Genomic DNA, 22,793 nt, shown 5'->3' with positions numbered 1-22,793 from the left:
TCACCGTAGCATCAAAGGATGTCTGCAATCCTTTTCTTGTGTCTTTAACAATATCAAGAAAGTCATAGTGTTCTCTTGGCAGCTTGCGTGGGATTGAAATATTATATTCTTCTACAATCTGACCCGGTTTTCCGACTATCAACAGAACATGACCATTTAGGTAAACGGCTTCTGCGATGTCGTGAGTTACAAACTTATTAGGCCCAAGATTAAATCCGCAAGGGATGGGAGTTTTGAAACAGAAGTGAATATGATTTTATTTAATTGCTGTTACAAGTGTCCTAGCCAAAGGGTCAAGCAAACAAGTCACAAAATCTTTCTTGCGAATTTTTTATGAATTTTGGGTACATATCCGCGTGACGACTGCAGTAGATAACAATTGCTATGTTTGCATAATTATATAAATTTGTCTTTGCTTCATCTTGTCATTGAGAAATACACGCACCTAAAACATTGGATATTACCCAAGATAAAAAAACTCTTAGGCCGAGGCGTAGTTTTATTTTCGCTCCTGGCTTACACCCGGATATGTATTTTAAGGCGAAAACACTGGGCGCTGACATCGTCTGTATTGAACTCGAAGATGGAATCGCTCCCAAAGATAAAAGTCTAGCACGCGAACGCGCCATTGCATTATTTGCAGAACCACATGCCGCGCATGGTGTCGAGAGTATTGTGCGCATAAACTGCGTTCGTGAAGCACATGGGCATGCTGATATATCAGCAGTGCTTGCAACCGATACGCCACCGCCAGCTCTCATGTTGCCAAAAGTTCAAACGCCGGATGAAATTTTATGGTTAGATAATCTTTTGACCGAACGTGGCCACAATACTCGCTTGCATGTCATCATTGAAACAAATGCCGGGCTTGAAGCCGCTCATGATATTGCCCTGGCGAGTTCTCGTATTGATGCCTTATTTTTTGGAGGCGTAGATATGGCGGCAGAACTGCGTTGTATAAATGCATGGGAGCCCCTACTGTACGCGCGCTCACGCGTAGTCCATGCGGCAGCCAGTGCTGGCATTGACGTAATTGACGTCCCATATCTTGATCTAAATGACCTCGATGGGATGAAGCGAGAGGCTATCTTGGCACGCGATCTCGGATTTAGTGGTAAGGGATGTATTCATCCTAAACAAATTTCAATTTTGAACGAAGTATTTACACCGGACAAAAAGCAAGTCGACTATGCGCAACGGGTGGTCGATGCGTTTGATAAAGCAAATACAGGGCTAGTTGTTATAGATGGCAAATTGATTGAGAAGCCAGTACTCAGAGAAATGCGGAGAATCTTGGAGATTGAGGCACGAGCTTCAAAATAAACACGGGAAAAACTTAAACAAATCATTTTGGGTAAATTTCTGAACTTCGATCATGTTAAAACTCAAGAATGCCGGCGCCTCAACCCTCGATAGCGAGAAAAGGCCCCATGTTATCCTCTCTGATTTAAGATTTTTTTATGGTTGGGATGAGGGGTAATGTGTTGTTTTACACAGATTACAAAAACCGGCGATGGCCAAAAGTAATGGCGGAGGGAGGGGGATTCGAACCCCCGACACGTTTCCGTGAACACGATTTCCAGTCGTGCGCCTTAAGCCACTCGGCCATCCCTCCGTTAAAGGAAACGAGAACCTAAACGAGCCTTTCGTTTCAGGCAAGCTTAGGTGTGAAAGAACTCGTAGGATATGGTTATTTGTGTTAAGTAAAAACCGTAAGGTTGTTCATATAGAAGCTGTAAATGGGGATCGTTTGGTAAGGTTAATAGGACAGTTTTGTATCCTTGTTGGCTTATTCTTTGCACTTTTAGGCATAGGTTTATGGGGAGTTGGTGCGGATATAACTTTACCCGCGGGAAAAATATGGTTCGAACTTGATAGAGCTTCGCTTTCGATTTTTCAGTCCTTTGTTCAACGATACATTAACCCAGAGCTTTGGAACGTTTTAGTGGTTTCTCTGTTACTGCGACCGACATGGGAGGCTATTTCGATAATTGTCATATTTCTGGCATTGTTGGGCGGTGGCCTTGTCTCTCTCGGCCGTCGGAAGCGGACTACCCTAAGGTGATATGAAACCAATTTTCTTTCTTACGCCTTCTGGAGTAATGCCTTGATCTCGCAGTGACCTTAAAGTTTGACTTTTGCTACGCTTTGCAAGCCTTTTCCCGTCTTCCCCTTTGATAATTCGGTGATGTTTATAAATTGTTTCGGGCAGGCCTATTAGCTCCTGGAGAAGGCGTTGTATATGGGACGCAGGTAACAGATCTTCCCCACGTGTAACAATTGTAACTCCCTGCTCGGCATCATCGACAGTTACAGCAAGATGGTAGCTTGTAGGAACTTCTTTGCGGCCAAGAATAACGTCTCCACTGATATTAGGGTTGACGGGTATTATCCCCCGAGCCAGATCAATAATTTCTAAAGGGCCGGCTCGTGACCCGGCCCGTTGAGCGTTCAGACGCAGAGAATATGGTTTTCCGGCTGAAATATTTTTTTCTCGCTGGGTTCTCTCAAGGTTTCGGCAAGTGCCCGGATAATGAGGACCATCAGGCCCGTGGGGCGCATTTACAGCACGTTCTAACTCGATTTGTATTTCACGTCGCGAACAGAAACACGGATATACTAAGTCCGCTTCTATGAGTTTTTCTAAGACTTCTCGATAAATCTTGAACCGTGCTGATTGTTTTAAGAGGGGGCCGCTCCATGAAAGCCCAAGCCATTCGAGATCTTCACATATTGCTCTTACAAATTTGGGTCTACATCGACCCTGGTCAATATCTTCGATTCGCAGAACAAAACTTCCTTTTGTCTTTCGTGCAATATTTTCTGCAAATATAGCGCTGTATGCATGGCCAAGGTGCAGGTAACCGGTTGGACTCGGGGCAAAGCGTGTTGTGGCGGGTGATAAGAAATCAGTTCTTTTAATCATGGGTCTGGAGATATTCCTCTTGATTGTTTAAATCATTAACGATGACCCCTGACATAATCAAACATGGTTTGGACGAGCTTGCTGCACGCGATTCTGATGTGGATTATGTTATCAGACAAATTGGTTATCCTCCTCCCCAAGAGAGGCCGCCTGGTTTTGCCGCGCTTGTAAACATCATTGCTGGCCAACAAGTCGCAAGTGCAGCAGCCACCGCCATACGAAATCGTTTAGATACCGTTGTCAACCCGATGGCGCCGGATAAAATGCTCGCCGTAGATAACGAGGTCTTGCGTGCTACTGGCTTGAGCGGCCGCAAGATTGAGTATGTCAAAGGTCTCGCCGAGCAGATTTGCAACGGACAACTTGACTTAGATTGTTTGGCTGAAAAAAGTGATGCGGATGTGGTGAAGATTTTAACTTCAGTACGAGGTCTTGGTCGCTGGAGTGCGGAAATGTATTTGTTGTTTTCACTCAAAAGGCCAGACATTTGGCCAGCCGAAGACCTCGCTATCTCTGAGTCACTGCGTGAGTTGAAATCGCTCAATGTACGCCCGAATAGGGAACAGTCTGAGTTTCTTGTCGAACATTGGAGGCCTTGGAGGGGTGTTGCGGCCTTATTACTTTGGTACTATTACAGCCAGAAAGATTAAGGAGTTGATATGGAATTGAGTGAGACCGTAAAAATGGATGGGCCACGGGTTGGCCCTTTGTCAGGCAAAAAAGCCCGGCAGTTGATTATTTTACTCCATGGTGTTGGCGCTGACGGTCAAGATCTTATAGGGTTAGCTCCTCCGCTTTCGCAAGCCTTTCCGGATGCTTCTTTTGTTTCACCAAATGCTCCCTACGACTGCGATATGGCAATAAACGGATATCAATGGTTTAGCCTCAAAGACCGATCACCTGAGGCTATTTTATCAGAAGTGAAGGTGACTGCTCCTATTCTTAATGCATTTATAGACGAAGAAATGGTCAGGTGTGGAGTAACTGCAAAACAAACCGCGCTCTTGGGGTTTAGCCAGGGCACCATGATGAGTTTATATGTGGCTCCTCGCAGAGAACAAGCATTGGCAGGTGTAGTTGGTTTTTCCGGGCGGTTAATTGCCCCCGACTTATTGAAAAAGGAGATCAAGTCTCGCCCACCCACCTTGTTGGTGCACGGTGACGCTGATGAAGTGGTTCCAGTTGAGTCCATTTTTCAAGCCAAAGAAGGACTCTCTAGTTCTGGCATTGATGTCACGGCCGTATCTCGGCCAGGCTTAGGGCATGGGATTGATCCAGATGGTATCAACCATGCGGTCACCTTTTTGAACAGTTGCTTTGACTCTTAATTAGACTGCTGTCTACCGGTCATAAGCGTACCAATTACAGACTATCTGCACTCGTGTGTCCTTGCAGATAGATCTATTTTACTGTAGTTGGTAAATAGCTTAGGCATTCGGTGAGAATGGTCAATAGGGGAAAGTAGAAATGCCGGCGTCACCTCAGTCCTGTCCAGCGCTTGTCTTGAATGCAGATTATCGTCCACTGAGTTACTTTCCTTTATCTCTGTGGTCATGGCAAGAATCGGTTAAGGCGGTGGTTACAGATCGAGTAAATGTAGTTTCTGAATATGAAACGACCGTATGTTCTCCATCATTTAAGGTATGCTTGCCGAGTGTTATTTCTTTAAAAGAGTATGTGCCTCAAATGCGCAAAGTGGCCTTTACACGCTTCAATGTCTTTTTGCGAGATCGTTTTACTTGTCAATATTGTGAAAAGGAGTTTTCCGCTCAGGAATTAACCTTTGACCACGTCATTCCAAAATCGCGGGGTGGAAAGTCAAAGTGGGAAAATATCGTTGCGGCTTGTAGTCCTTGCAATCTTCGGAAGGGAGGAAGGACAATCCAGGAATCCGCTATGCGTCCATACCGTAAACCGTTTGAACCTAATATGTGGCAGTTACAAGAGAACGGGCGGGCTTTCCCGCCAAATTTTTTACACGATAGTTGGGGTGACTTTCTTTACTGGGATAGTGAGCTGGAAGAAGGTTAGACCGTGAAGTTTAGAACCTTTCGGAAAGCCATATTGCCAGTCGAGACGCAGATCTGGCTAAGTTAGTTAGAAGTGGGTAGGCAGGAGCCCCTTCCGCATCATGATCAAGTGCTGTATCACGATGTTCAAGCTCTTCAACACGAAATTCTTCGATGGTATCTATAAGATCAATATCTTCCGGCCCTAATCGTTTTGCTTGGTCAGCGTAATGTTCATCAATTACCTCCTCTACCCCAACGGTACAAGCCATAGCCGCCCTTTCGCCAAAAACAGCACTGCAATATCCTAAAAGATAGCCTGCTACATGCCAGAACGGTATAAGTATTGAGGGCCTGACTTGGTGATTTGGGAGTATCTCCTGAAAGCGTTCTCGGTGTCGGATTTCTTGATCTGCCATGTGACGGATGACGTCCGCTTTAGGACTTTCTTTAAGAACAGCCAATTGACCCGCATAGATGCGCACCGCGCCATACTCACCAGCATGATCAACCCTAATCATGCGTGCACGATCCAAGGTAGGTTCCGGATCGCCAGGAAGGTAAAGAGGCTGATTGGTCGAGTGGTTGTTTTTGAGCATCAATTTAACTTTCTCACCCCTAATACCAATACAGAAACCCCAAGCCCAATAGATAGAATTAAATTATAAAATGCCAAGCTAAATCCAAAAAGTGACCATGGCACTTTGTCGCAACTTGTTATCAGGGTAACATTTCCACTTGCGCGCAGCTCAGAGAGTGTGTTCGGAAGCGCCCCATTGTTAGTGCATGTGCTTGGCCCACTCCACCAGTCGTATTCGATCCCAACGTGATACAACGCTATCACTCCACTGATTATAATCGAGAAGCCCGCGAGACTTATTAATCGTGATATCAAAAGATATGACAAGTATGGAAGACGCGTACTAATAGAAAGCAAGAACGCCGCCCACCAGGGCCAGCGTTGATAAATGCAAAGCTCACAAGGTTCCAAGCCAAAAAAATACTCGAGGCTATATACGCTGCCCAAAACAACGATACAGGCAATTATTACAACTGTACAAATAAAGTTGTGCTTTTCGATTAGAATGGACAGGTGCTCCCGTTACTAGATTCAAAAAGTATTTTAAAAACTATAAATCCACCCAAAAGAAGGGCAACAAATATTGCTGTTAGCAGGCCGAGCTTCGATTCTATGAAAGCGCGAATTTGTGCACCAAACTTCCATAATAATCCCGCAATGATTAAAAATCGGGCACCCCTGCTGATAAAAGAAACGATAAGAAAGGTTACGACATCGTGCTGTGCTAATCCACTCGCTACTGTTATCACTTTATATGGGATTGGACTGAACCCTCCAATTCCAACAACCCATCCCCCGTATATCTGATAGCAGTCATGGAATACATTATACTTACTCCCATAGTTGGGGAATATTTGTATAATTGGCTCGACGATGCTTTCATAAGCAAAATATCCCATCCCATAGCCAATTAAGCCTCCAAACACAGAGGCCAACGTTGCAACAATAACAATCCTCCATGCTTGCGCACGTGCAGCCAATACCATTGGGATAATAAGAACATCGGGCGGAATTGGGAAAAATACACTTTCAATTAGAGCTATACCTGCAAGCCACCAGATTGCACGTGGATGGGCAGCAAGTTGCATTGTCCGGTCGTAGAGGTAGCGCAGCATCTTAAACTTTCTAATTCAAGTCAGATTTGATAGATGTAATAACTGAATTCCAATTTCCAGGGGAAAGTTGCCTATAGAGCCGAGCACTGGGATACCAAGGCGTGTCTTTACGCCTTGTCAACCATCTCCAATCTGGCGAGTACGGCAACATTATCCAGACAGGGCTGCCAAGTGCCCCGGCAAGGTGAGCAATCGCAGTATCAACACTCACGACAAGTTCTAATTGGCTTATTATCGCAGCCATATCTGCGAATGAGTGACACTGATTCGAAGGATCTATCATCTCCGTAGCTTTCTGAGGCATAGGTTCTTTTTGTAACGATACCCATTCTATCTTTTCTAATTCGAAGAGTGGTGCCAGCTCATCAAACGGGCAGGAACGATTGTGGTCATTATCGTGATTTGGATTACCATACCATGCAATTCCAATCCTTCTTATTCCACTTTTTTTATTGGGCAAAAGTACTTTGGGTTCAGGGGGAACGGAAAGATAAGAAATAGAGGTAGGCAGATTTTCGAACCTTTCTTTTCTTTTGTAAGGAATGCTCATCAGTTGTGTTTGAAAGTCACATTTGGGCAGTGGATCAGATGGTCCAAGGACTGTAATATTTGGACTCAGTGTGGATAAAAGCTTCTGTAAGCTGGTTTGCACTTGCAATATTATACGCGCTCCCTCCAATTCAAGAATAGATGCATACCTCGAGAATTGGATAGTATCGCCGGCGCCTTGTTCTCCCAATAACAATATGCTTTTCCCAAAAAGCGGACCACCCTGCCATTCGGGAGATCTCGGGGATAAAGTTGGGGGTTGCTTTTTGCGTCGCCACTCGTATTCCGCCCACCCTTGCTCATATTCACCAGCTAACAGCAACGTCATAGCCAGGTTCCAATGAAGCTCAGGATTATTCGGTTCTAAATCAACGGCTCTCTGATGCGCTTCCCATGCTTCGGCTAATTTGTTTTGAGCTTGGTATGCATTCCCAAGGTTACTCCAAGCTTTTGCGCAATCTGGAGCCTCATTCAGGGCGAGAGTAAGCTTTGCAATTGCCTCATCTGTTCTATTCAGCTTTGTGAGGGTGACACCTAAATCGGTTAGGATAAGAGGATCGCCGGGCATGAGTTCAGCCGCTTTCAATAACATAACTAACGATTTTTCAAAATTCTTATCCTCCTGAAGTGCAACACCGAGGTTTGTTAATGCCCCTACATGGCGTGGATCAACTGATAGGATAGTCTCATAGGACTTTATGGCACATGCTCTTCTCTCAAGGTGGTGCAGTGCAACACCAATATTAAGTTGAACGTTGAGGTGCGTCATCTGATCGGTGACTTTCTTCTTTAAAGCTGAACGATAATGCTCAATTGCTTCAGTCCAGAAACCCAGCGTAAAACAGGCGTCCCCCAGCGCTGTTAGAACAACAAAATCTTCTTTGCCAAGGGCTGTGAGCCTTGGCACTGCTTCTCTTAGGCATCTCACCGCTTTGCCGACATCTCCAGCGTCCCCGCAAGCAATTCCCAATTCTGCGAGAAAATCAGCCCGGAGCGGGTCTAGCTCGACGGCTTTTTCTAATTTTTCTATGGCAAAACGCAATTGCCCAGATTGCTTAAGTGCAACGCCTAGCAGGCAATGGATTTGTGCATTATTAGGCAGGGCGTCAATAGCTTTTTTGTATAATGGCACTGCTGCAGCTGGGCTGCCATTTTTGTGGAGATCAAGCGCTGCTTTAAACACATTAGCCACATCGGTTGCCGTATCATTTATTTTTATCTCATCAGTCATAATTTCAACAGGTTAACGGCTTTTCTTGAAATGTGCTTCTGCTTTGTTTTATTGACCCAACAATATGCACAAGTATTATGTAAACAAATAGCGAACGAGGCCCCTGTGGCGGAATTGGTAGACGCGCTGGATTCAAAATCCAGTTCTGGCAACAGAGTGAGAGTTCGAGTCTCTCTGGGGGCACCATTCTTGGTTCAACCATGGGAGGTAGACCCAAGATTTTCCTTTGAAAAATCATTTATTAATTAATCACCGAAACGCCTAGGTTGTTGTTTGTTTGCCATCACTGTTTATCAAGGGAACTCGAATTTGGCGATATTACTTTGGTTTTATCAGCTGCTTGTAATTGAAATATGGTTCAATATTGTTCTAGGGAAGGATGATATACATGAAAGCCTCTGATCTATTTGTGCAATGTCTTGAGGCGGAGGGTGTGGAGCGTATCTTTGGCGTGCCGGGCGAGGAAAACGCCGATATGATGATCTCACTGATGGACAGTAACATTGACTTTGTCCTCTGTCGTCACGAGCAGGCAGCTGCCTTTATGGCAGATGCTTACGGTCGGTTGACTGGTAGAGCTGGCGTGTGCCTTGCTACTTTGGGCCCGGGAGCCACCAATTTGGTTACAGGTTTGGCTGATGCAAATATGGACCGGGCGCCCGTAATTGCCATAATCGGCCAAGGCTCAACTATGCGGTTGCATAAAGAAAGCCATCAAATAATGGACTCGATTCGAATGGTGGAGCCAATTAGCAAGTGGACACAAACCATTGTTGCGGGAAGTAATATTACAGAATGTGTTCGGAAAGCTTTTAAAATTGCTGAGACTGAGAAGCCGGGGCTTTGCGTGCTCGAGCTACCTGAAGATGTAGCAAAGGAGGAAGTCGAAGGTATGCCGATGGTGCCCACTAAGGTGCGTCGTCCTGGTGCTGATTATAAAGCAGTAGCATCGGCGGTTGAGCTAATAGTAAATGCCAAGCAACCAATTATACTAGCAGGAAATGGAGCTATTCGCAAACGTGCTGCGGCTCAACTAAAACGTCTTGCTCATAATACAGGTATTGGCGTTGTAAACACATTCATGGGTAAGGGCGCGATTCCCATGGATGATGAACACTGTCTTTTCACCATGGGATTAGGCTCTGGCGATTATAATAACTTGGCATTCGACGACTCAGATTTAATCATTTCTTGTGGGTACGATCTTGTTGAATATGCTCCTTCGGCATGGAACCGCACAAATAAAAGATCGAAGCGTATTGTCCACATTGATTTTTTGCCAGCCGAAGTAGATAGGGATTATGTCCCAACGATTGAGGTTATTGCTGATCTTGCCGATGCATTATGGCAGATCAACGAAATGCTTGAGACGCGATATAAGGCAAAGCTGCCACTTTTTGACATTAAAGGTCGTGCGAGCCTGCGCAAAAATATGGCTGATGATTTCATCGCAGAAAAAGATGACCTATCTTTTCCGATGAAGCCACAGCGCATCATTTACGATGTACGTAAATTTATGGGTGATTCCGATATTCTGTTATCGGATGTCGGGGCTCATAAGATGTGGATTGCACGATATTATCAATGCAAGGAACCTAACACTTGCCTCATTTCAAACGGGTTTTGCACCATGGGATTCGCAATGCCTGGCTCAATTGGTGCAAAGTTGGCATTCCCAGAACGAAAGGTTCTATCGATTTCCGGCGATGCTGGCTTTGCTATGAACCTTCAGGAACTAGAGACCGCGGTTCGGCTAAAACTTAATATTGTGGCCATGGTTTGGATTGATGGTGAATACGGACTGATAAAATGGAAGCAACAGGTAGGATTTAATGGTAGACACAGTAATTTAAAATTCGGCAATCCCGATTTTAGAAAGTTAGCTGAGGCTTATGGTATGTGGGGCACTGAGATTAAGAAACCAGAAGAACTGTGTCCGGCTCTCGAGGCTGCATTTAATCAAAACGGCCCCGCGTTGGTTGCTGTCCCTGTAGATTATAGCGAAAATATGAAGCTAACAGAGCGACTTGGAAACGTATCTGTTAAAATGTAATGCTGTAATCTGTTGTTGTTATATTAAATAACAGTTATGTGATTCAGTGGGAGCCCGAACCAACGCCTAGGCCGCCTCAGCAACTGTCGCGCTGTGTGCACCCTTTTCAATCTGTAGCACGTTTCCACGTTCCTACTTGGCCTACAAGATGTAAGCAAAAACAATAAGCATTAGGTTTATTACCTTAGGGCGTTACATTAAGCCGCTGCCTGATTGCTGCTAATGATCCACCTTTGGCAACACACGCTGGAGTGTCATGGCCAACAACTTTGGTAGCTACATTCGAGGCCTCAATCAATGCATCAAGATCGAGACCGGTTTCAATACCCATTTCACTGCACATAAATGCGAGGTCTTCAGTAGAAACATTACCAGCCGCACCTTGATGCTTTGCAAATGGACATCCGCCTAACCCAGCTATGGATGAGTCAAATCTGTCAACGCCCATCTCCAAGCCAGCATAAGCATTTGCGATCCCCATTCCTCGAGTATTGTGAAGGTGCAACCTAATGGGCATGTCGGGGTATTTATCTTTCACCGCCCCCACGCCGCGCTTGATGCTTAGCGGTGTGGCCCAGGCCATTGAGTCTGCTAAACTAAAAGATTCAATATTCAGCTCAAATTCTTGAGCTAGGGAAAGCGTGCTGTCCACCGCTTGCAAAAGATTTTTTGCAGAAACGTCTCCCTCAAAATTACAGCCAAATGCGGCATTAATGCCAGCCCGAGTTACAGAAACATTTTTTTTCAAACAGAATTTGATAAGCGCGCGTGTTTTTTCTAGGTGTTGTTTAAAGTCTCGGTTCAAGTTGCTGATTAAGAAATGCTCAGAAGCATACAAAGTGATTTTTAGGTCTACACTCAAGTGCTGGAATGCCATTGCTTGTTCGAGGCCGCGTTCATTAAACCAAAGAGCCGAATATTCAACTTTGGGGTTTACCATAATTCCGTCAGCCACTGCTGCGGCATCAGCCATGCCTGGAACTCGCTTTGGATTTACAAATGAGCAGATCTGGATGTGCTTAAGCCCAGTATTTGACAGTGAGTTTATAAGACGGATTTTATCATCTGTTGATATTGGACCCTTCTCTATTTGAAAGCCTTCCCTAGGGCCCTCTTCTGATATGTGCACGTATTTTGGATAATCACTCATTTTTCACTCCAACATACAATAATAAGTTACGGGATTCACCTTCGTGTCGAGAAAAGTGCAAAAACTTGGCAAACACCTATATTGCCACAAAAGTATATGGTAAACCTCGCAGACGCCGCTATCAAAATATTTTAGGGCGTTTTGTGAAACTATGGGCGAAACAAGAAATTCCAATATATGAATGTTACCTAGGTTTCAAATGACATTGAAACTCCGGTGGAGGGTAACGCGGAGGTTGCTGTATGAATGAATTCTATAATCCGGTTAAAGCGGTTTTTGGACCTGGTAGCTTTGATAAGTTGCCGGAACTTATTGCAGATCGGGTTTATGCAATCGTAACTTACGATGAGGAATTTTCAATGCAACTCGTTCGCCGGCTGGAAGATGCTGGTAGAAGTGCAGCAATCATTATTAATAATGTAAAAGCTAACCCTGACTTTCCAGAAATTGAGGCTGGGTGTGAGGCATTGAAAAAACTTCCATATTTGCCTGAAGTTTTTGTAGGCCTTGGCGGTGGGTCTGCCATAGATACTGCGAAAGCACTTGCAGTATCCGGGGGTGATTGGACGCTTCTCAAAGAACATTTGATCACCGGCGGTGGGCGCGCTGACGAACTCAAAAAACCTTGTGTCATAGCGGTGCCCACCAACGCAGGTACTGGTTCGGAGATGTCGCTTGGTGCTGTTATCTGGGACCGTGCAAACGGAGGCAAATGGGGTGTGCGCTCTAATTATGGTTTTCCTGATTACGCCATAGTAGATCCAGAACTCACTCTCACTCTTCCTAGAGATCAGACAATCTCGACCGGTCTTGATGCACTGAGCCATGCTCTGGAGAGTATATGGCAAACCAAGCGAAATTTCATAACTCAGCCAATTGCAGAACAAGCGGCCCGTGATGTAATACGGTGTCTTCCTCTGTTGGTCGATGACCTAACTAACCTAGATCTGAGGAAGACGATGTCTGCAGCTGCAATGAAAGCAGGCATTGCCCTTTCACAGACGCGTACGTCGATCGCACACCAATTATCCTATGGATTGTCACTAAACTACGGAATTCCGCACGGTATAGCGTGTGGTTTCTCTTTGCCGATGGTAATGAGCTGGTCAATAGGTTTTGATCGTAATTGCGATGTAAGTCTGAAAGCAATATTTGGTGATAATCTTGACACTGGCGTTCGTGATTTTGAAGAGTTCTTCGATAGATTGGGAGTGTCCCGTAACCCAACTACATATGGGCCATCACAGAGTGAATGGGACAAAATGGTCATGGATGCTGCATCTGGCATAAAAGGCCAAAATTTTCTTGGTAATCCCAAATCATCATAATTTAATACTAGCGCCAAAACTGTTTCTTAACCTTTCTTTGAACTCGACGCTTGAATGCTAGGGATTGATAAGAACTGCCACAACAAAAAAGGTTATTTATCCCACAGTATGCCTTCGTCTGTTGCGTCAGTGCGCGACGCCGTACATTATTTGTTAAGAAACATAATTAGAGAAATAGCAAGCTTGTTTATAGGTTTTTCGCCTCGAATTTGTGCAGGCTGACCGACTATGCTGGCATTTGCATTAGCTTATCTAAGTGGGTCCGGGCTGGCCCATGGGCAAAAAATGAGCAGAGCTAGATCGAGTTTCAAGGCTGTAATGAATTATATTGATTATATAATTGGCGGCGTGCACGAAACGTCAGTTTGGAATATTATTGTCTGGTTTGGGTTGGGTGTTGCCATCGTGTTGGGTTTATGTTCGCTTGTTCTGTCAGTCATATATCGCTGAAGAAAGAATTGAAAAAGTGTAATTATCAACCACGGGCATACAAAAACATATTGAAATATTTGAGATGAGGGATCCATCAATATCACTTTCTTAGTTGCAGTGATGGCTGGGCAAAAAAATCCGGGATAGAGAAATAATAGGAACCATGACCATCGTCGGTTTGGATGCGTTAATAATATATGGGAGTAATGTATGGCTAAGTCAGTCTTGTTAATAGGAGATATGATAAATGATCTCGTCCACGAAGGTGGTCCCAGCCCATATTTAATGGAGGTGAAGCGGCGCAAAATTATTGAAAACAATGCTTTTACAATAGATAAGGCTCGCGAGGCTGGCATTCAAATTGGTTTTATTCGGATTGGTTTTTCCTCTGATTATCGTGAGGTTTCCGAAAATTCTCCATTGTTTACCGGCGCTATGAAGGCCGGGCGATTTAAGCTTGGGACATGGGGAACTGAAGTGCACCCCGATCTATCACCGAAAGATGGTGACTTTGATATCATCAAGCACCGCGTAAGCCCATTTTATGGAACCCGCATGGACCCGCTTCTTAAAGCGCAAGGCGTAAAGAATATTTATATAACTGGTATTTCGACGTCTGGGGTTGTTCTATCGGCGGCTAAAGAAGGCCATGATCGGGATTTTGTAGTAACGATTATAGAGGATTGCTGTTGCGCCGGCTCAGAGGATGATCATCAAGCAGTGCTTCATATCTGTAAGAGGTTTGCTTCTATAACTAAGAGTGACAAAGTGGATTTCAAATATCACTTGGATGATTAGAGCTGCACCAGCTTCCGGCGATAACTAAAGTATGAGTGCTACGGCTTTAAATAACATTAGTTGAATATGCCCTGTAAGTTATCGGGGAATATAAGAAATAGCGAAACGGATTTTGAAATATGAATTACTACGAACAAGTGCATCCTACGTGAGATCTGGGTTATCGGGTGCTGCATAGTGAACACTTGAAACAGAGAATTGATGTTTCTCGGGCGATATGCCGACTGTCATGGAAAGGTTGCTAGGAATGGATGAGAGAAAAAGACTCCCGCCACTTGATGGCATTCGGGTGGTTGATATGACCCAAGTAATTGCTGGGCCATTTTGTTCGACAATGTTAGCTGATATGGGGGCGGAATTAGTTAAAATCGAGCGCGCCCACATTGGCGATGATACTCGTCACATGGGTCCTTACAAAGGCAGAAAATCAGAAGATCAAGACTATTTTTTTGCAAACAATAGGTCACGCAAGAGTATTGCACTCGATTTAAAGGATCGGCGTCATCAGAAAATTGCCCAAGCACTTGTGGGAGAGGCTAATGTGTTCGTTGAAAATTATGCTCCGGGGAAAGTTGAAGCTTTAGGGCTCGGCTGGAATAAGCTCAAAGCTGTTAATCCACGTCTAGTTTACTGCTCGATTTCGGGTTTCGGACAGACTGGGCCAAATTGTAATAGGCCCGCACTTGACCCAATTATCCAAGCTGCTTCTGGGTTAATGAGTGTTACGGGCGAACCCTCTGGAGAGCCAATGCAAATTGGTGCGCCAGTGGCGGATGCTATTGCTGGAATGAACGCTGCATATGCGATAGTAAATGCAATCCGCGTAGCAGAAAGAGATGGCGAGGGGCAGCATATCGATATAAGCATGCAGGATGCTATGATAGCAGCGCTTGGCCCACGTATGGGGCAAACGCTAAACGCAAATGAGCAACCCCCTAGAGTGGGTAATGCAAACCCCCTTCGCGCGCCTGCCGATATATACAGGGCTAATGATGGCCAGTATGTCAGCATAATCTGCCATCATGATGGGTTTTGGTCAGGAATTTGTCGTGCGCTTGGTAAGCCGGAATGGATACTGGATGAAAGCCTACGCACTTCTGCTCAGCGGGCAGAACGGCGGGATGAAGTGAATGAGATGGTCCGGGAGATAATTCAGACACGCACGGCTGATGAATGGATTAAACTATTGGATGCAGAGCGTGTGCCTGTCTCCAAAGTTTTAGATTATGGTGGGGCTCATGCGGATAGCCAGGTAGTTCACAGGGGTCTTATAAGAGAATTTGACCACCCAAAATCCGGGCGGATACGCATTATTGGGCCCCCTTGGATAACGACTATGGAAGAGCCGGAATTTTTTCCTCCACCACTCTTGGGCCAGCATACAGCAGAAGTGTTAGTAGATTGGCTTAGTTGGGAAAGAGATGAGGCAGAGCATTTTGCAAAGGATGTTGGCGCGGAGGAAGCGTGATCTTCTTTTTTGATATGAAAATTAGTATACGCGAGTAGGTTACGCAGAATGGGATGGTGTCATTGCCCCTTGTATTTTCAAACTGAAATATATCCTATCAGATGAAACTCGCTCTATCTCCTTCCAAAACAGAAGCTAAGTTGGCTTTTGCACCTTCATGAAAGGCTTTGACTTATGATGGTTTGCTTCAAAAGCTTTAATTGCATCCATATACTGCTTTGTAAGAGAGATGTCGTCCAAACCTTTTAAAAGGCAGCGCCTTTTAAGTGGGTGCATATTGAATTCATACTCAGTTCCATCAGGCGCTATGACCTTTAATTCCTCGAGGTCCACAGTTATTTTGGCGCCAATATTTTTAAAAAGCTGCGAGCGAAGCTCATGGCATGCCTCTTGGCTTAGCTGTACAGGGCACAACCCGTTCTTAGTCATATTATTATAGTGGATATCACCAAAACTAGCTGCGATGACGGATTTTATACCGAATGATGCCATGGCGTAAACTGCGCTCTCACGACTTGACCCAATCCCCCAGTTGTGATCGGCAACTATAATTTCTGCTTTTTTATAGGGCTCTCGATTGAATATAAAATCGGTATTTCTTGGCTTGCCATCGTTAGTAAAGCGTTGGTCATGGAACATTACCTTTTTTAAATACGGATCCCCGATAGGAAGCTTATTGAACCGAGTAGGACAAAGTTGATTAGTGTCTACGTTGATTTCATCAAATGGACATGCGATCGCGGTTAATTTTGTGAATGACTTCATTCTAATTCAGTTACTCCAAGTTACGAACATCGGTGAGTTTGCCGGTTATTGCTGCGGCTGCAGCCATAGCGGGACTTGCGAGATGTGTTTTACCGTTCGGCCCCTGACGTCCTTTGAAGTTGCGGTTTGATGTTGAGACACAGCGTTGCCCATCATTCAATAAGTCACCGTTTAATGCGGTGCAAAGTGAACATCCGGGTTCGCGCCAATCGAAACCGGACTTAGTAAAAATCTGATCCAAACCTTCTGCTTCTGCTTGGCGCTTAATCGACTTTGATCCCGGGACCACCCAAGTTTCAACCTTCGCAGTACCTTTTGCTGCGACTTCTGCTGCGGCGCGTATGTCCTCAATACGTGAATTTGTACAGGATCCTATGAAAACTCGCTCAATTTCTATTTCTTCCATGCCCATGCCCGGTTGAAGGTCCATATAATCGAGTGCTCCTTGAATTTCGCGACGCTGGTCTTCATTTTCAGCATCTTCGGGAAAGGGAATAGTCCCGGTGATCGGCAACGTCATTTCCGGATTAGTCCCCCAGGTAACCATTGGATCCAATTTCTCAACTTCAAGTGTTTTTTCATCTGCAAATACAGCATCCTCGTCGCTGGGTAGCGAGCCCCAATATTCGACGGCCTCTTTCCATAGTTCCCCTTTTGGTGCGTAAGGTCGACCCTCTATATATTCATATGTTGTTTCATCTGGAGCGATCATGCCCATCCGGCCAGCTGCTTCAATTGTCATGTTGCAAACTGTCATTCGTTGTTCCATGCTCATGGTCTGTATGCAAGAACCGGCAAACTCGATTGCCTTACCCACACCGATCCCAACTCCGAATTTTGCAATGACCCCTAATATTATGTCCTTGGCATGGACTCCAAACGGCAGAGTTCCGTCAATATTTATTCTTAAGGGGGAAGGCCGTTGTTGCCACAGGCATTGAGTAGCCATGATATGCCCTGCCTCTGATGCTCCAACTCCAAAAGAGATACTACCAAACGCCCCATGTGTCGATGTGTGTGAGTCTGCTCCGCACAGAAAAATACCGGGTTGCGAAATACCCTGTTCCGGCGGAACTACGTGTAAAATTCCTTGATCAGGGTCATGAAATCCGAAATAGCGCACACCAACTTCAGATGTGTTTTTTTCCATAAGTTCAAGCATTCCGCGAATTTTATTATCTCTTACTCCGGGGATGCCGCCCTCTGTAGTCTCCGTTGGCATGTAGTGATCGGCAAAGCCGAATACCTGTTCTGCTCTGTATGGGGGCATCTCGATGTTGCGTAACATTGTAAAAGAATGCCGCGATCCCTCATGTACCAATAGGCGGTCAACGTAAACAAGTGTTTCGCCTTCCTCCTCAGCTACTACATGGCTATCCCATATTTTATCAAATAGTGTTTTGCCTGGCATGATTATACTTTGTCTCCTTGCTCTCTATATTTATCGCCCAGCTGGGTAACTAGGGCAAGTTCCGACATCGTTTTTAATTGAATTATTCAAAAGCTTCGCTTGCGATAAGTGTGTTGCATCGGTATATCCCAACTATGGATCTCCGTAATATCGCTATTATTGCACATGTCGACCATGGGAAGACGACGTTAGTTGACTGTTTGTTACAGCAAGCAGGCGCTTTCCGTGAAAACCAACATGTTGCGGAGAGAGCCCTGGATTCTAATGATCTGGAGCGAGAGCGCGGTATAACGATTTTGGCAAAATGTACCTCAGTCGAACGCGATGGGATCCTTATTAACATCGTCGATACACCCGGGCATGCAGATTTTGGTGGTGAAGTAGAACGGATACTGTCGATGGTTGATGGTGTGGTAGTGCTTGTGGATGCGGCTGAGGGCCCCATGCCACAAACCAAATTTGTACTTTCAAAGGCACTTTCGTTGGGCCTCAGGCCGATTGTGTTTATCAACAAAGTTGACCGACCTGAACAAGAGGCCGACAGAGTTCACAACGAAATATTTGACCTCTTTGCAGCTTTAGATGCAGATGAAAGTCAACTTGATTTTCCTGTGCTTTTTGGGTCGTCGAAAGAAGGTTGGTGTGCGCGCGACATCGAAGGACAGCGGGAGGATATGTCAGCATTATTTGACATGGTGCGTGACCATGTGAGCCCCCCAGAAATTCAAAATGATGGCGATTTTCGGATGTTAGCCACTACGCTTGAGGTTGACCCTTATCTTGGCAGGCTCCTTACAGGTCGGATTGTTGCCGGGAGCTTAAGACCAAATACGACCCTCAAGGCATTGGGACGTGATGCTAACGTTGTAGAAGAGGCTCGAGTTACAAAAGTACTCGCCTTTCGGGGGCTCGAGAGGGTTGCGCTTGAGGAGGCCGAAGCCGGCGACATAGTTGCTATTGCGGGTTTTGAGAGTGCCACAGTTGCGGATACAATCTGTGATAATCACTATAATGTGCCAATTCCTTCGCAACCTATCGACCCTCCCACGCTTGCAATGACATTTTCAATAAATGACTCCCCACTTGCGGGACAAGACGGTGATAAGGTTACGTCTAGAATGATATGGAGCCGACTGAAACGTGAGGCCGAGGGAAATGTTGCCATCCGTATTTCGGAAACTGATAACCAAAATGCTTTCGAGGTTGCAGGGCGTGGGGAGTTGCAATTAGCTGTCCTAATTGAAACAATGCGTCGTGAAGGCTATGAGCTCTCAATAAGCCGTCCAAGGGTATTATTTAAAGAGGACGAAGAAGGTAGCGTCATCGAGCCTGTAGAGGAGGTGGTGATCGACCTTGACCAAGAATTCTCGGGCGTTGTTGTTGAAAAAATGAATAAACGCAAGGGAACATTGCAAGATATGCGCCCCTCGGGCGCTGGAAAACAGCGGCTTTCCTTTATAGCGCCCTCACGGGGGCTAATCGGATATCACGGTGAATTTCTGACGGATACTCGAGGTACCGGTATTATGAACCGATTGTTCAATGGTTATGAACTTTTCAAGGGAGAGATTGAGACGCGTCGAACCGGTGTAATGATTTCGACAGAAACTGGTAAATCAGTCCCATATGCACTTTGGAACCTTGAGGAACGCGGCGCGTTATTCATAGGCGCTGGAATGCCTGTATACCAAGGAATGATAATCGGTGAACATGCGCGAGGTCTTGATCTCGAAGTCAATCCTACGAAAACAAAGCAACTGACAAATATTCGTGCCTCTGGGAAAGATGATGCGGTAACGCTTACAACTGCAACCACCATGAGTTTGGAACAGTCTTTGGCATACATAGCCGATGATGAACTGGTTGAGGTGACACCCGGTGCTATTCGAATAAGAAAGAGATATCTTGACCCACATGAACGCAAGCGCAAAGCCCGAAAATAGCTTAAGTTGTGGGCTTTGATATGGCTCGGCATATTATTCTTTTAGTATGTTGGGGTGTCATTTTTTTTACTTCAATAAGCGAAGCGGCACCAAAAAAACAGCTGTGGAAGCGGTGGTTAGAACACGATCCACAGTCACAATTTATCATTGACCATCAATCATGGAACGCCTTCCTAAGTCGGAATGTTTTGGTTGGCCGAGATGGAATAAACCGGATCGATTATGCTAATGTGCCCCATGCAGACCGTAAGAATCTTAAGTATTATATAGAATTTCTGGGAGCGGTTACCATCAGCCGATACAGAAGATCCGAACAGCTTGCTTATTGGCTAAACCTCTATAATGCGCTTATCGTTAGGCTGGTAATCGAGAATTACCCTATTAAATCTATCAAAGAAGTCGACATCTCACCAGGGTTCTTTGTTAACGGACCATGGGGCAAAAAATTATTTGATGTGGAGGGTGTTCCTATAAGTTTAAATGATATAGAGCACAGAATACTTAGGCCTATATGGCAAGATCCGCGAATTCATTATTTAATTAACTGTGCCTCTATTAGCTGCCCAAATTTGCAGCCGATAGCATTAACCGGACGGAATGTCTCGGCCATACTAGAGGCAGCGGCTAGGGAATTCATAAATCATCCACGCGCAGTATCTCATGATGGAGATCAACTAATACTTTCAAAACTATACCAGTGGTATGCGGAAGACTTCGGAGGGGATGATGACGGTGTAATCTTTCACATTTTGAAATATGCAAACCCGCGTCTCAAAGAACGTCTTAGGCAACATAAAAGTATAACAGATTTTAACTATGACTGGAGCTTAAATGAGGGCCAACTTTAGCGTTGCCGCCTGAAAAATTGGCCGATGCCTCGCGCGAAGAGCTGGCGTGGCAGGACTGTCGGAGCGAGAGCAAGACGTATAATATTATTACTTATTAAAACCGTTCGTTTTCCTAGGGACTCCAATGCTTTCTTAACGACAGCGTTCGGTTCCTCCATTGACATTGGCATTGTTCCAAAAAAACCGGCTCGTTCGAAAAATTGCGTGCGGGTTGTGCCTGGGCACAGAACTAAAATGTCAATTGGTTCCTTCCTCATTTCCTCGGCTATAGCCTCGCCCCAATGACGCTCGAAAGCTTTAGTGGCAGCATATGTGGATAGATAAGGGATAGGCATTACGGAGGCGGTGCTAGACACAACAATCATACCTGCTCGGCTATGATTTTTCCGTGCACGGGAGATCATCTTAGGGAGTAATGTGTGGCTAAGCTCCAAGACGGCTGTGATGTTGACATCTAACATTTCGCGTTCTCGTTCCAATGGTGTTTCAATGAAAGCACCGTATGATCCCAGGCCGGCATTATTAATAAGGAGGTCTATGGGCGATGACTTTACTTTTGATATTAGTTTTGACCGGCCACTAGCCGTCGCCAAATTTGCCTCTATAGTTTGCACAGTGCGATGATCATTTGAAAGCTGATCTGATAGTTCAGCAAGTTTTTGTTTGTCTCGCCCTGTTAAGATTAAGTTGGTGGATGTTGGCAACAGTCTCGCAAAACTCTCTCCAATCCCGCTAGTGGCGCCAGTTATTAGGACGCAGGCGTATTGAATATTTGACATAGCATCGTTTAACATTATGCAAATTCACTCCACGTATTTTATACTCGTTTTTAAAAGTATTGAGCTTAGAAATGCTTTTCCGTCAATATTACACTTTTCGGTGCGCGGTAATGTAATTTACTTTTCTCGATAATCGACATCTTTTCATTTTATTGTTAACTGATTTATTTTTTTAGACATTGCTTTGGCATTAGAACCATGAATGACCTTTTAAGTCTGGCTGATATTAAGACAGCACAATCCAAGTTGCCGGAAGTTATTCGAACGACTCCAATCGTTCCTGTCTCCCGTGATGCGAAAGAAATCGGCAATGAAACTCTCTTTCTTAAATGTGAAAATATGCAGGTTACTGGAGCATATAAAGTGCGCGCTGCCTTCACTGCAATGCAAACATTGAGTGATGCCGATAGAGTTGGTGGCATAGTTGTGGCATCATCTGGGAATTTTGCCCAGGCCTTTGCCTATGCTGGTCGATTAATGCAAACTCCCGTTGCAGTGGTAATGTTAGAGTCTACAAGTCCATATAAAATTGCACAAACTAAAGGGCATGGCGGTGAGGTAATTTTTTGCGGTAGCGATGCTATGAGTCGCCAACCGACGGTTGATCGTGTAGCCCGGGATCGCGCGATGAAAAGTATCGACACATGGGAATATCCACCATTAATGGCCGGTCACGCATCGATAGGCATGGAAATCCTCCAGCAATGTCCTGACGTAGAACAGGTATTGGTGCCAGTCTCTAGTGGTGGAGTAGCAGGAGGTGTTGCGACAGCAATCAAATTACAACGTCCAGACGTGCGTGTGGTCGGGATTCAACCAGAACAAGCGAATGCAGCGTTTTTGTCTGTAAAGGAGGGTAAGCCAGTTGAAATTGATAACTGGGATACAATTGCTGATGGTTTGTCAGCGAGGAGACCTGGCGAGTTTCCCTTCAGACATCTGCAAGCATATTTAGATGATATTGTGCTAGTGAGTGAGCGAGAAATAGCTAACGCTTTCCGAACCATTCTTTTTCGTGCAAAGCAGGTTGGGGAGCCGGCAGGTGTGGTTGCGGCAGCCGGATTTCTATCTGGAAGGGTAAACACAAAAGTTGTGACTGTAGCTGTTCTGACGGGCGGTAATGTTGGGGAAGACGTCGTACAGGTTATGTTAAAGATGGGTGCGTAATATTTTTGTCCCGGAATTGACTCCTATTATGCGAGATCGTTGTGGCATATTACACCCCTGATGATTAACGCAATGAGACAATGTATATCCGAATTAAATGACACATCGCGTTAACATTCAAAAATTTATAGCCTTTAACTTCTCTCCTGTTAATAATTCAATAGAGCTCCGAAAAATGCAGCCATACGTATATGGTTGACGCACTAATCTGGGATTAACATGATAACTATAATAGTTTTTT

Annotated in this window: 21 protein-coding genes and 2 tRNA genes; 13 read left to right on the top strand and 10 right to left on the bottom strand. The window is 45.0% G+C overall.

Features of this window, described 5'->3' with window-relative positions; translation table 11 throughout:
- Positions 1–453 precede the first annotated feature (453 nt).
- Positions 454–1,323: a CoA ester lyase gene (locus VX941_03205; protein MEE2932412.1), complete on the top strand. Its 870-nt coding sequence runs from the start codon at positions 454–456 to the stop codon at positions 1,321–1,323.
- Between the two features lie 204 nt (positions 1,324–1,527).
- On the opposite strand, the gene VX941_03200 is transcribed toward VX941_03205, so the two are convergent.
- Positions 1,528–1,615: transfer RNA gene (locus VX941_03200), tRNA-Ser, on the bottom strand.
- A gap of 81 nt (positions 1,616–1,696) precedes the next feature.
- Here VX941_03200 and VX941_03195 point away from each other — a divergent pair.
- Complete coding sequence (locus VX941_03195; GenBank protein ID MEE2932411.1) at positions 1,697–2,065, top strand: hypothetical protein; 369 nt, start codon at positions 1,697–1,699, stop codon at positions 2,063–2,065.
- Here the strand turns inward: VX941_03195 and gluQRS are convergent.
- Positions 2,057–2,926, bottom strand: a complete 870-nt coding sequence (gene gluQRS / locus VX941_03190) for a tRNA glutamyl-Q(34) synthetase GluQRS (protein MEE2932410.1) — start codon at positions 2,924–2,926, stop codon at positions 2,057–2,059. The genes VX941_03195 and gluQRS overlap by 9 nt on opposite strands.
- A 23-nt stretch (positions 2,927–2,949) precedes the next feature.
- Between gluQRS and VX941_03185 the strand changes: the two genes are divergently transcribed.
- The 3 genes from VX941_03185 to VX941_03175 all read left to right on the top strand — a co-directional run bounded on the left by VX941_03185 (position 2,950) and on the right by VX941_03175 (position 4,957).
- Positions 2,950–3,576 carry a DNA-3-methyladenine glycosylase 2 family protein gene (locus tag VX941_03185; GenBank protein ID MEE2932409.1) on the top strand — a complete coding sequence of 209 codons (627 nt, stop codon included), beginning with the start codon at positions 2,950–2,952 and terminating at the stop codon, positions 3,574–3,576.
- Positions 3,577–3,585: 9 nt separating this feature from the next.
- Positions 3,586–4,254: a dienelactone hydrolase family protein gene (locus VX941_03180; protein MEE2932408.1), complete on the top strand. Its 669-nt coding sequence runs from the start codon at positions 3,586–3,588 to the stop codon at positions 4,252–4,254.
- A gap of 139 nt (positions 4,255–4,393) precedes the next feature.
- The gene (locus VX941_03175) at positions 4,394–4,957 is read left to right on the top strand and encodes an HNH endonuclease (protein MEE2932407.1); all 564 of its coding nucleotides are present in this window, start codon (positions 4,394–4,396) and stop codon (positions 4,955–4,957) included.
- Between the two features lie 10 nt (positions 4,958–4,967).
- Here the strand turns inward: VX941_03175 and VX941_03170 are convergent, their stop codons facing one another.
- The 4 genes from VX941_03170 to VX941_03155 are packed head-to-tail and all read right to left on the bottom strand — an operon-like array spanning position 4,968 to position 8,410.
- On the bottom strand, positions 4,968–5,534 hold the full coding sequence (locus VX941_03170; protein MEE2932406.1) for a demethoxyubiquinone hydroxylase family protein: 567 nt from the start codon (positions 5,532–5,534) through the stop codon (positions 4,968–4,970).
- Positions 5,534–5,998, bottom strand: coding sequence for a disulfide bond formation protein B (locus VX941_03165; GenBank protein MEE2932405.1), 465 nt, complete (start codon positions 5,996–5,998; stop codon positions 5,534–5,536). Before VX941_03165 ends, VX941_03170 begins: the two co-directional genes overlap by 1 nt.
- A 17-nt stretch (positions 5,999–6,015) precedes the next feature.
- Positions 6,016–6,630, bottom strand: coding sequence for a YqaA family protein (locus VX941_03160; GenBank protein ID MEE2932404.1), 615 nt, complete (start codon positions 6,628–6,630; stop codon positions 6,016–6,018).
- Positions 6,631–6,640: 10 nt separating this feature from the next.
- Entirely contained in the window at positions 6,641–8,410 is a 1,770-nt protein-coding gene (locus VX941_03155) for a tetratricopeptide repeat protein (protein ID MEE2932403.1), read from the bottom strand.
- 99 nt (positions 8,411–8,509) lie between these two features.
- Here VX941_03155 and VX941_03150 point away from each other — a divergent pair.
- Positions 8,510–8,596: transfer RNA gene (locus VX941_03150), tRNA-Leu, on the top strand.
- 202 nt (positions 8,597–8,798) lie between these two features.
- Positions 8,799–10,463, top strand: a complete 1,665-nt coding sequence (locus VX941_03145) for an acetolactate synthase large subunit (GenBank protein MEE2932402.1) — start codon at positions 8,799–8,801, stop codon at positions 10,461–10,463.
- Between the two features lie 184 nt (positions 10,464–10,647).
- On the opposite strand, the gene VX941_03140 is transcribed toward VX941_03145, so the two are convergent.
- Entirely contained in the window at positions 10,648–11,613 is a 966-nt protein-coding gene (locus VX941_03140; GenBank protein ID MEE2932401.1) for a hydroxymethylglutaryl-CoA lyase, read from the bottom strand.
- Positions 11,614–11,855: 242 nt separating this feature from the next.
- Here VX941_03140 and VX941_03135 point away from each other — a divergent pair, with 242 nt between their 5' ends.
- The 3 genes from VX941_03135 (at position 11,856) to VX941_03125 (ending at position 15,639) form a co-directional block, all read left to right on the top strand.
- Positions 11,856–12,941, top strand: a complete 1,086-nt coding sequence (locus VX941_03135) for an iron-containing alcohol dehydrogenase (protein MEE2932400.1) — start codon at positions 11,856–11,858, stop codon at positions 12,939–12,941.
- 642 nt (positions 12,942–13,583) lie between these two features.
- Positions 13,584–14,171, top strand: coding sequence for a cysteine hydrolase (locus VX941_03130; protein ID MEE2932399.1), 588 nt, complete (start codon positions 13,584–13,586; stop codon positions 14,169–14,171).
- Positions 14,172–14,418: 247 nt separating this feature from the next.
- A complete protein-coding gene (locus tag VX941_03125) occupies positions 14,419–15,639 on the top strand; it encodes a CoA transferase (GenBank protein ID MEE2932398.1) in 1,221 nt (406 codons plus the stop codon).
- Between the two features lie 135 nt (positions 15,640–15,774).
- On the opposite strand, the gene leuD is transcribed toward VX941_03125, so the two are convergent.
- Both leuD and leuC read right to left on the bottom strand, forming a co-directional pair.
- Complete coding sequence (gene leuD, locus VX941_03120; GenBank protein ID MEE2932397.1) at positions 15,775–16,404, bottom strand: 3-isopropylmalate dehydratase small subunit; 630 nt, start codon at positions 16,402–16,404, stop codon at positions 15,775–15,777.
- A 10-nt stretch (positions 16,405–16,414) separates the two neighbouring features.
- Positions 16,415–17,815 carry a 3-isopropylmalate dehydratase large subunit gene (gene leuC, locus VX941_03115; GenBank protein ID MEE2932396.1) on the bottom strand — a complete coding sequence of 467 codons (1,401 nt, stop codon included), beginning with the start codon at positions 17,813–17,815 and terminating at the stop codon, positions 16,415–16,417.
- A gap of 134 nt (positions 17,816–17,949) precedes the next feature.
- Between leuC and typA the strand changes: the two genes are divergently transcribed.
- On the top strand, positions 17,950–19,758 hold the full coding sequence (typA, locus tag VX941_03110; protein ID MEE2932395.1) for a translational GTPase TypA: 1,809 nt from the start codon (positions 17,950–17,952) through the stop codon (positions 19,756–19,758).
- Positions 19,759–19,778: 20 nt separating this feature from the next.
- Positions 19,779–20,606 (top strand): DUF547 domain-containing protein, encoded by an 828-nt coding sequence (locus VX941_03105; GenBank protein MEE2932394.1) that lies wholly within the window; start codon positions 19,779–19,781, stop codon positions 20,604–20,606.
- Here VX941_03105 and VX941_03100 read toward each other — a convergent pair.
- Positions 20,603–21,400, bottom strand: a complete 798-nt coding sequence (locus VX941_03100; protein MEE2932393.1) for an SDR family NAD(P)-dependent oxidoreductase — start codon at positions 21,398–21,400, stop codon at positions 20,603–20,605. The genes VX941_03105 and VX941_03100 overlap by 4 nt on opposite strands.
- 183 nt (positions 21,401–21,583) lie before the next feature.
- Between VX941_03100 and VX941_03095 the strand changes: the two genes are divergently transcribed.
- Positions 21,584–22,552, top strand: a complete 969-nt coding sequence (locus tag VX941_03095) for a threonine/serine dehydratase (protein ID MEE2932392.1) — start codon at positions 21,584–21,586, stop codon at positions 22,550–22,552.
- The last annotated feature ends 241 nt before the right edge of the window (positions 22,553–22,793 follow it).

The organism is Pseudomonadota bacterium, assembly GCA_036339585.1.
Lineage (GTDB): Bacteria > Pseudomonadota > Alphaproteobacteria > UBA8366 > UBA8366 > UBA8366.
The sequence above is the reverse complement of the archived record's forward strand: the minus strand, read 5'-3'. Positions and strand labels throughout refer to the sequence as shown.